Origin of the sequence: Schumannella sp. 10F1B-5-1 (genome assembly GCF_006517535.1) — a bacterium.
In the GTDB taxonomy this organism is placed as follows: Bacteria; Actinomycetota; Actinomycetes; order Actinomycetales; family Microbacteriaceae; genus Schumannella.
The window spans coordinates 1-298 of record NZ_VHQH01000277.1 but is presented as its reverse complement, the minus strand read 5'-3'; the positions used below and the strand labels follow the sequence as shown (position 1 = coordinate 298).

Below are 298 nucleotides of genomic sequence, written 5' to 3'. Positions count from 1 at the left end.
GTGAAGAGGGTGTGGGTGACCTCGGTCAGCTGCGCGGATGCGGCGGCGACGACCGCGTCATCCGTGTGCCCGATCGTGGTGACGCCGATGCCCGCGCCGAGATCGATGAACTGGTTGCCGTCGACGTCGCGCAGGATCGCGCCGTGGGCGCGCTCGATGTAGACGGGCAGGGCGCTCGAGACGCCGTCCGACACGACCCGGCGACGTCGCTCCTGCAGCTCGATCGACCGCGGTCCGGGGATCGCGGTGACGACGCGGCGTTCCAGGACGAGCGGCGCTACCGTGGGGGAGGTCAGAG

At 71.1% G+C, this 298-nt stretch carries 1 protein-coding gene; it reads right to left on the bottom strand.

What is annotated here, in order from left to right; genetic code table 11:
- The coding region (locus tag FJ658_RS15695) for an aminotransferase class III-fold pyridoxal phosphate-dependent enzyme (RefSeq protein ID WP_141146255.1) at positions 1-296 on the bottom strand (296 nt) is incomplete at its 3' end.
- Between the last annotated feature and the right edge of the window lie 2 nt (positions 297-298).